Here is a 7,976-nt window from a genome sequence, read left to right on the forward strand (position 1 = left end):
ACCCCCAACAGTGCACCGCCAACCAGCAGCATTCCGTAATTCTGCGCGAAGGCAAGAACCAGTAGCCCGCTCATCGAGATCGTCATGCCAACCGGCAGCGAATACGGCTGCGGCCTGCGATCGGTGTAAAGCCCCACCAGCGGTTGCAGCAGCGATGCCGTGATCTGGAAGACCAGGGTCAGCGCGCCGATCTGCCCGAACGACAGGTGAAAGTTCCCTTTGAAGATGGGATACGCAGCAACAAAGAGTGACTGCAACATGTCGTTGAGCATGTGGCAGAGACTCGCCCCTCCCAGCACGCGATAGGTTGCGGAGTTTTCCTTCGGATTTCGTATCGCTTCACTCATGACCATTTCCGTATTTCTCTTCACCCTCGAACGATACAATCTCTTCAACGCGGCCCACAAATTCTTATGCGATTGGGCCATCGGTTCAGAGCATTTCCTTGTTGCTGGGTATCCCGGGAGAAGTGTATAGCGTCGTTTTCATTGCGGAAAACGCCCATAGATGCGCAAGCCCTGCAATACACCTACAGGAGAAAGGCTCCAGTGTGGTGAGTCATTAATTCGCCGACAGTATCGTGCGATGGAATCGTTCTCTGGCAGACAACGACGGCAAAGAAACACGAGGAATTTGCCGTGATCAGATCTCCCGTCATCATAAAACCCAACAACAGGGAAAACGCTCTAAGCGTGTACCTCAGCGGCTAAAGCCGCGATTCTTCTTTTCGCTTGATACGGGACGGCTGAAGCCGTCCCCTTAAGCAAGGCATTCGCACCGACGGTGCGAAATGGTTGCGCTACGCGCAACGGAAGGATGGAGCTGAGCCCGACTCGCCTTGTACCCGGTCGAGCGCAGCGCGATGTCATGTTTAAGGGCACGGCTTTAGCCGCTGAGGGCTTGCATCTAGGTGTGGTGAGTCATTGAATCCGCTCATAGGAAACACGCTTCCCATAGAACTTCGAGTGGTGTACTATCTTCTCCCATAGAAGTTCGAGKGGAGACAAGTGGTCCATAATCCATGGGGGTGTCCGAATGAGCTGGCAACGGTTTTTCCGTCGCAAACGTTCCGACTTCGAGTTACAACAGGAGATTCGCGCCTACGTCGAAGCCGAAACGGAAGAGAACATCGCCAAGGGCATGCCGCCGGAAGAGGCTCGGCGCCGGGCTCATATCAAATTCGGCAATCCCCAGCGCATTCGCGAAAAACTTTGGCAGCAGAACACTATGGCCGCAATCGACCATCTGTGGCGAGACCTGGCGTATGCAGGCAGAACCCTAAAACGGACTCCTGGATTTACGACGATCGCCGTGCTCGTAATGGCTCTGGGTATCGGAGCCAATGTGGCGCTGTTCACTGTGGTGCGCCATGTCCTGCTGAATCCTCTGCCCTTTTCTAATCCGAGCCAACTGATTGCGTTGGATGAAACCTCCGGTCAGGGCAACAATCAGGGCAAGAAAGACAGTGTGGCCGGCGGAGATTTCTACGACTGGCAAAGCGCATCCCACGGCTTTCAACAGATGGCGATCTGGCGATTCAGTGGTTACAACATCTCGGGCGATCGCAATGAGCTTCCAGAGTTCCTTCCCGCGATGACATGTTCCTGGAATCTGTTTCCCACTCTTGGCGTGCAACCGGCTGTGGGGCGATTGTTCGTGGAAGCGGACGATACGGATAAGGAAGGCCTTACTGTCATTCTCTCGTGGAGCCTCTTCAAACGCCGCTTCAATGCAGACCCCTCCATCATTGGGAAGACGATCCGGCTTAATACATTCGCCTATACCGTCATCGGTGTACTTCCGCAGAGCTTCAGCTTTCCCGATCCAAAGGTCCAGTTGTGGGTTCCCTATCACAAAGGGACTCCCAGCATCATCCTGCATAGCCATTACAGCCATAACGGTCATGTGATTGCGCGGCTCAAACCTGGCTATTCCGCACAGCAGGCGGTTCAGGAAGTTCAGGCAATCCAGCAGGGAATCTTCAGACGTTTCTCCGGCACCGGTCCGGTCAGCTCCGAGGTCGTCTCGCAGCCCCTGATCGATGACGTTGTCGGAGACACCAAAGCTCCGCTGTATCTCCTGATGGCTGCCGTAAGCTGTCTTCTGCTGATCGCCTGCCTGAACCTGTCGAACCTGCTGGTTGCCCGCGCCGTCGCCCGCCGTAAGGAGATGGCGGTGCGATCGGCACTGGGTGGAAGCCATGCTCGCCTGATCTGCCAGCAGATTACGGAGTGTGTGCTGATCTGTATCTCGGGCGGTATCCTTGGTGTCGGTCTCGCTCACCTGGCTGTTCGTTGGCTGACCAGATACTGGCTCAATCTGCCACGGGCGGAAGCGATTCACATTGATGCCACGGTTCTCTGCTTCGCCCTCGGAGTAACTGCTTTCGCTGGAGCCGTGTCAGGAATTCTTCCGGCGCTGCTGTTCACCGACGCCAATGTCTCCACCGCGCTGCAGGACAGTGCCAGAACAGCCGGCAGCTCCGCATCTAAAGCATCGCTGCGCAAAGGGCTCATGACGATTGAGTTCGGAATCACTGTCGTCCTGCTGATCTGCGCCGGCCTCTTGTTCAAGAGCTTTCTCCAGCTCGGCGCAGTCGATCTCGGCTGCACCACACGCAATGTCCTTACCATGCGTTACTTCCTGCGAGGACAAACCTATTCCAAGCCGGATCAGGTTATTTCGTTCCAGGAACAGCTTCTCGAACGTGTCCGCCATCTGCCTGGTGTGACCGCGGCGGGGCTCACCAATGCAGTCCCAGGTGAGGGGCCGTACGGCGAGATGACCTTCACCATTCCCGAACATCCACCGCAGCCTCCGGAGAAGCATGATTCGGCGCTCTTCCGCACAGCGGATCCTGGCTATTTCCAGGCGTTGCAGATTCCGCTGCTCGCGGGCCGCTTCTTCACCTCGGCCGAACGGTTAGGCAACAGCAGCTTCGTCATCATCAACCAGAAACTTGCGCATGAGTTCTTTCCCAACGAAGATCCTCTGGGAAAGCATCTCGCCGTAAGCTGGCGCAGTCCATCGGCTGAAAAGCTGGAGATCGTCGGCATCGTAGGTGACACGCGCCATCGTCTGAATGAACCAGTCCAGAGCATGATGTCGCCAACTCCAGCTTTGAGACCAGCCTGCTGGGTGCATTCGCCGCACTCTCTCTTCTGCTTGCTTCCGTGGGATTGTTTGGAGTCCTCTCCTACCTTGTCGCCCAGAGGACAAGCGAGATCGGCATCCGCATCGCATTGGGCGCGCAGCGGGAACAGGTACTTCGGCTGATCCTGTCCGATGGCTTGCGGCCGGCACTCGTCGGCCTGGCGCTTGGACTATGTATCAGCGCCGCTCTCACACGCAAGCTCCAGTCACAGCTGTACGGAACCCATCCACTCGATCCGGCGGTCTTCGGGCTGGTTGCGATCGTATTACTGCTGGTTGCTGCCGCAGCCTGCACCTTTCCCGCATGGCGGGCTTCACGGCTTGACCCGGTCAAAGCGCTACGGATGGAGTGATGCCAGAAGTACCTCGTCGGGAGATGAATTAGCGTTCAGCCATGTGAGAAGACCACGAATGCTGCCTGTGGCTAACGCGATGCAGGAGTCGCCCGCACCGTAGTAGAGGCGGATCGTATCGCCATCCGGCTCTATGACCTGGCCGCAAGGGAAAACAACATCGTTGACATCGCCTCCCCGCTCGTATGGAGCTTCCGGCCCAAACATCCAGGAATCTCCTCGCTGAAGGCATAGATAAGGCTTTTCGAGATCAAACAGAGCAAGTCCCAGGCGTGTATGAGAGCCCAGAAGCCGCCGATCTTGCGTGGTAACAAGGCAGCATCTTTGTCTTCCGGCGGCATGATGACGCCAAGGCGCTCAAAGCTTCGAAAGTCTGTCGTCAACGCGAGAGAGACTCCAGGACCACCTCGCGCGAATGAGGTATAAGCAACGGCATATTTCTCCAGCTCTGGCACATACGTAATTCTGGGATCTTCAATGCCCCAGATCTCCTCTGGATACTCACGAGGGTTGGCCATCAGGGTCGGTTCCTCATCAATGCGCCAACCATCGACTCCATTGGCAGAACGTGCAGCGCACAGGTGCGATAGACCTCTCCTGTCTTCCACACGGCAAAGCAACAGGACGTCACCGTCAGGCAGCCTTACGGCTCCTGCATTGAAGACGCTGTTGATGGGATACGGCCAGTCGCTACGGCTCAGGATCGGATTGCCCGTGTGACGTGTGAACAGAGATTCTTCCACGGACAGCTTTGGTTGAGTTGAAATGTCCGGCCATTCAGCCGGCAGAGTAATCGGAGTCAACGGGGAACACTCATTTCCAGATGCGTATTGGTGGAGGTTGTGATTTCAAGGTTCTGCATATCGAGAAGAGCCATGAGGAACGACAGGGTGGATTCAGCTCCCTGATTTTCATTGACGCGATCTGGATGCAACCCGTCCCGGCAACCGCCAGTTACCGGGTCGTAAAGCGAAATCTGCAGGTCATTCTCTCCAAGGAACCAGCGGAAGGCGGATCTTGCTTCGTCGAGCCATTGCTGCTGATGCGTTATCCCGTAAGCAAGCAGGCACGAAGAGACTGTGCCACACGCTTCGATCGGTTGCTGGTCAAAACGTGCCTTCATGCCGGCGGCAAACGCAAACCCTCTTGACCCAATCGGAACAAAGGTAGCTTCGTCTCCTCGATGCTGCTCTGCAAGAAGCCATCGCAGGGATTCCAATCCCGCTTCCACCATTCTCTGATTGCCGCTGCTGCCTCCCGCCAGGATGAGGGCCTGGGGCAACCTGGCATTCGAATAGGCGAGAGTCTTCTCAAACCAGAGCCACTCTTTGCTGCGAGTGGCTTCATAGATCGTCAGCAGACGGTTAGCCAGCTCGTTGCGGTAGCTTTGCACATGACGGTCTCCTGGAAACTTCTCCAGATAACCCTGCATGCCCAATATGGAAAAGGCCCACGCCCGTGGACTTGTGAACGAGAGAGCGGTTGCGGAAGCAGCTTCAAAAAGCCGCCCCGCCGCAAGGCGAAGCCCGGTGTCATCCGTACTCGCCAGAACTGTCCCTAATGCCCACAAAGAACGCCCATGGCTATCCTCAGAGCCAACGTCCTCCAACCACTCCCTGCCATAGCTGAGGAAGTTTCTGAACCTGCCGCTCTTTTCATTGAACGCAAGCCATAGAAACGCAAGGTACCGCCGTGACAGGGCAACGTAGTCCTCGCAACTTGTCAGCGGAGAATTGTTGAGCCGCATGGTGACAATCAGTGCTCGGGCGTTATCGTCCGTCGTGTAGCCTTCACTGTAGTTTGGAAGAGAGAAGATGGCGTGTTGCAGGATGCCGGTATCGTCGGTCATCGTCTGCAGATGGCCACTATTGAATTCCGGCAGTAAGTCCATCGCCTTCGCAGTGAAAAGATCAGATAGCGCAGGACGTGGCCGCAACATACGCTCGATACGAGCATGTTGAAAACACGCCATATAAGCCTGTGCTGTCTGCTGCCATGTTGTGCCGCGCGAGTAAAGGTAGGCCCGCTTGCGCATTGCGTGGCGGATCGCGTCATTACGCAATAAGTCGATTACTGCTCTCGCGATGGCTTCATGGTTGTCGAACGGAACCAGTATGCCGCGGTCCGCGGCGAGAAGTTCCTTCGCATGCCAATACGGCGTAGAGATGACGGCTTTGCCTGCGCCAAGAGCGATTGCGAGCGTTCCGGAAACGACCTGGGCCTCTTGCCGGTACGGTGTGATATAGATATCCGCAGAGCCAACATGCTCAAAGAGCTCTTCAGAACTGACAAAACGGTTATGGAAGACGACATGGGACGCAACGCCCAGATCTTCCGCCAGCCGCTGTAAGCCATTTCTGTAGCGCTCCCCTTCCGATCGCAGAACATGAGGGTGCGTAACGCCGCAGACGACGTAAACCACGTCTTTGTTTTCTTCAAGAATCCGTGGAAGAGCGCGAATGACATTCTCAATGCCCTTATTCGGCGAGAGGAGCCCGAACGTCAGTAAGACCTGTTTCCCTTCGGTCCCAAACAGATCTTTAAAGTAGTTTGGATCAGAAAACGGGAGATCCGGTACTCCATGGGGAATCAGGTCGATCTTCTCAGCCGGCACGTCATAGATATCACGCAGCAGGCCGGCGGCGTATTCACTCATGACGATTATCCGGTCTGAAAGAAAAACAATCTCTTCCAGGACCTCACGCTGCTCACGATCCGGTTCGCGAAGAACCGTATGAAGGGTTGTCACCAGGGGCATTTTCAGCCTTCGCAGTAACGCGAGGATATGGCGTCCTGCCGCTCCGCCGTAGATACCGTACTCGTGCTGCAGGCACACCAGGTCGTTCCCATTGAAGTTCAGGAAGTCGCCGGCGCGCTCATAGGAAGACTCGTCTTCCTGCGTAATCTCCAGCCGCACGCGAGCAGGATACTCATAAGCGGACTCTGGATCGTTGACTGGAATGACGAAGAGTCCCAGGCCGGGATACTCACTCGCGATCGCATCGCTGAGGTCTGCCGTAAAGGTCGCGATACCACATTGGCGCGGCAGATGATTGCCGATCAATGCGATTCGCGTGGGCAGGGGCAGCGCTACGCCTTCCAGGGGAATTGGATCATGCGGAGAGCTCATACGAGCCAACTTTCACGAATCGGGTGTCGCAACTTTCAGGATGGGAACTGGCCGGCCCTTCTCTGGGCCGACATGCTTGATCCTTTAGACCAAAACCTCTCGAAGGAGCATCTCGTCGACCAGCCCCAGAGAGGTCTGCTGCTGAATTTGTCGCGTATGCAGCGTCACCTTGGCTACATAGAATCCCGGATATTTGGTAACCCTTACCGGACCCAATTCAGCCGTGTTGAAGCGAGCGTGAATCCGATTCAGAGCCAGAGCAGCAGCATGGTTACATGCTGCTGCTTCTGACAGGCCTGCGGCCATACCGGCGGCGGACTCCACCAGGCAGACAAAGTGCCAGCCGGCCTGACGAATTGCTGTATCCATAGTGTTCGCCGCCGTGGCTTCGACAGCCATCCATCCTTCGCAGAAAGATGTCTGCACAAATTCGACGTTGTCCGGCAAAACTGCGCCGATACGGAGGAACATCGCAGGAAGGTTCACGCCGGCCGTTTTCTGGTCGCGACCACAGCGAGCGCCCCCTCGGGATTAAGAACGTCCTGCGTTCCAGGTTCATTCTCCAACGGTGATATCCCGGTGGAATCTCCTGTTGCGTCAGGTTCAGACAGTGGCTTGAAAGGAAAGATGTTCTTATGGGGTTTGCGCCGCAGATGATTCTTTACATCAGAAGATTTGCCAATCATGGGGAGTCTCCAGCCGTTCGGTTGCTTACTTGAAAGACGCTCGTCTGGAGCAAAGCAATGAACCGCTGAAGGCGAGAAACAAGATCTTGGCTACTTGTCTCGAGCATACGCTTCCAGATAGCAGCGTGCCGCCGCAGACGAAATATATAAATCCGCTCTTTTCGTTATCTTGGTCGAAGAAACCATGCCACTATAGATCGAAACTTCGTTCCAATATCGACGTAGTGGGCCGGCACATGCCGTGAATCACCGGCTGCCGCAATAACTTTGTCCTTTCTCGCGCTCTGCCTCATCATTCATCCAAAAGCAGACAACATCGAGTGTTCTGAACAAATAATCACTTATTGCGACGTTCGCAGTTCTTCGGCAGTTAGTTTTGATCGGTCGCAGTAGCCATAGCCGGTTTTGCATGCACTAATGTTGCGTCGCTGTTCTACTCGCTTCAGAACGGAAAGTTCAGATGCGCTCAACAGCGCGTAATTACATCCCGCATCTCTATCCTCACAAGCGGAATAGTTGCGTTGACGTTCACTACGTTCCAGGATGAGGGCGTCCTTTGGCGCCAGCTTGGAGCGATCGCAGGTCTTCCATCCATTTGTGCAATCAAAGAGGTTGTGCTCTTTCTCAGCATCGGACACGGCAGCTCTTTCTGCA

Annotated in this window: 7 protein-coding genes and 1 pseudogene; 2 read left to right on the top strand and 6 right to left on the bottom strand. The window is 55.5% G+C overall.

Translation table 11 applies throughout. The annotated features are described in order from the left end of the window. A partial coding sequence (locus tag AB4043_RS16005) for an MFS transporter (RefSeq protein ID WP_442307500.1) occupies positions 1 to 347 on the bottom strand: 347 nt, incomplete at its 3' end. 688 nt (positions 348 to 1,035) lie between these two features. Here AB4043_RS16005 and AB4043_RS16010 point away from each other — a divergent pair. Then, the gene (locus AB4043_RS16010) at positions 1,036 to 3,276 is read left to right on the top strand and encodes an ADOP family duplicated permease (protein ID WP_442307501.1); all 2,241 of its coding nucleotides are present in this window, start codon (positions 1,036 to 1,038) and stop codon (positions 3,274 to 3,276) included. Next, complete coding sequence (locus AB4043_RS16015) at positions 3,174 to 3,506, top strand: FtsX-like permease family protein (RefSeq protein ID WP_442307502.1); 333 nt, start codon at positions 3,174 to 3,176, stop codon at positions 3,504 to 3,506. Before AB4043_RS16010 ends, AB4043_RS16015 begins: the two co-directional genes overlap by 103 nt. On the opposite strand, the gene AB4043_RS16020 is transcribed toward AB4043_RS16015, so the two are convergent. The 5 genes and pseudogenes from AB4043_RS16020 to AB4043_RS16040 all read right to left on the bottom strand — a co-directional run. Next, positions 3,492 to 3,794 (bottom strand): hypothetical protein, encoded by a 303-nt coding sequence (locus tag AB4043_RS16020; protein WP_442307504.1) that lies wholly within the window; start codon positions 3,792 to 3,794, stop codon positions 3,492 to 3,494. The two genes, AB4043_RS16015 and AB4043_RS16020, sit on opposite strands and share 15 nt — an antisense overlap. A gap of 50 nt (positions 3,795 to 3,844) precedes the next feature. After that, a pseudogene (locus AB4043_RS16025) lies at positions 3,845 to 4,249 on the bottom strand (glycosidase); the annotation flags it as partial. Between the two features lie 56 nt (positions 4,250 to 4,305). After that, positions 4,306 to 6,636 carry a glycosyltransferase family 4 protein gene (locus tag AB4043_RS16030; protein ID WP_442302776.1) on the bottom strand — a complete coding sequence of 777 codons (2,331 nt, stop codon included), beginning with the start codon at positions 6,634 to 6,636 and terminating at the stop codon, positions 4,306 to 4,308. Between the two features lie 84 nt (positions 6,637 to 6,720). Then, the gene (locus AB4043_RS16035; RefSeq protein ID WP_442302775.1) at positions 6,721 to 7,122 is read right to left on the bottom strand and encodes a hypothetical protein; all 402 of its coding nucleotides are present in this window, start codon (positions 7,120 to 7,122) and stop codon (positions 6,721 to 6,723) included. A 541-nt stretch (positions 7,123 to 7,663) separates the two neighbouring features. Next, positions 7,664 to 7,976, bottom strand: a 313-nt coding sequence (locus AB4043_RS16040) for a hypothetical protein (protein WP_442307503.1), incomplete at its 5' end; no start/stop codon positions are given.

The sequence above is a fragment of the Terriglobus sp. YAF25 genome (genome assembly GCF_052113305.1).
Classification (GTDB): domain Bacteria; phylum Acidobacteriota; class Terriglobia; order Terriglobales; family Acidobacteriaceae; genus Terriglobus.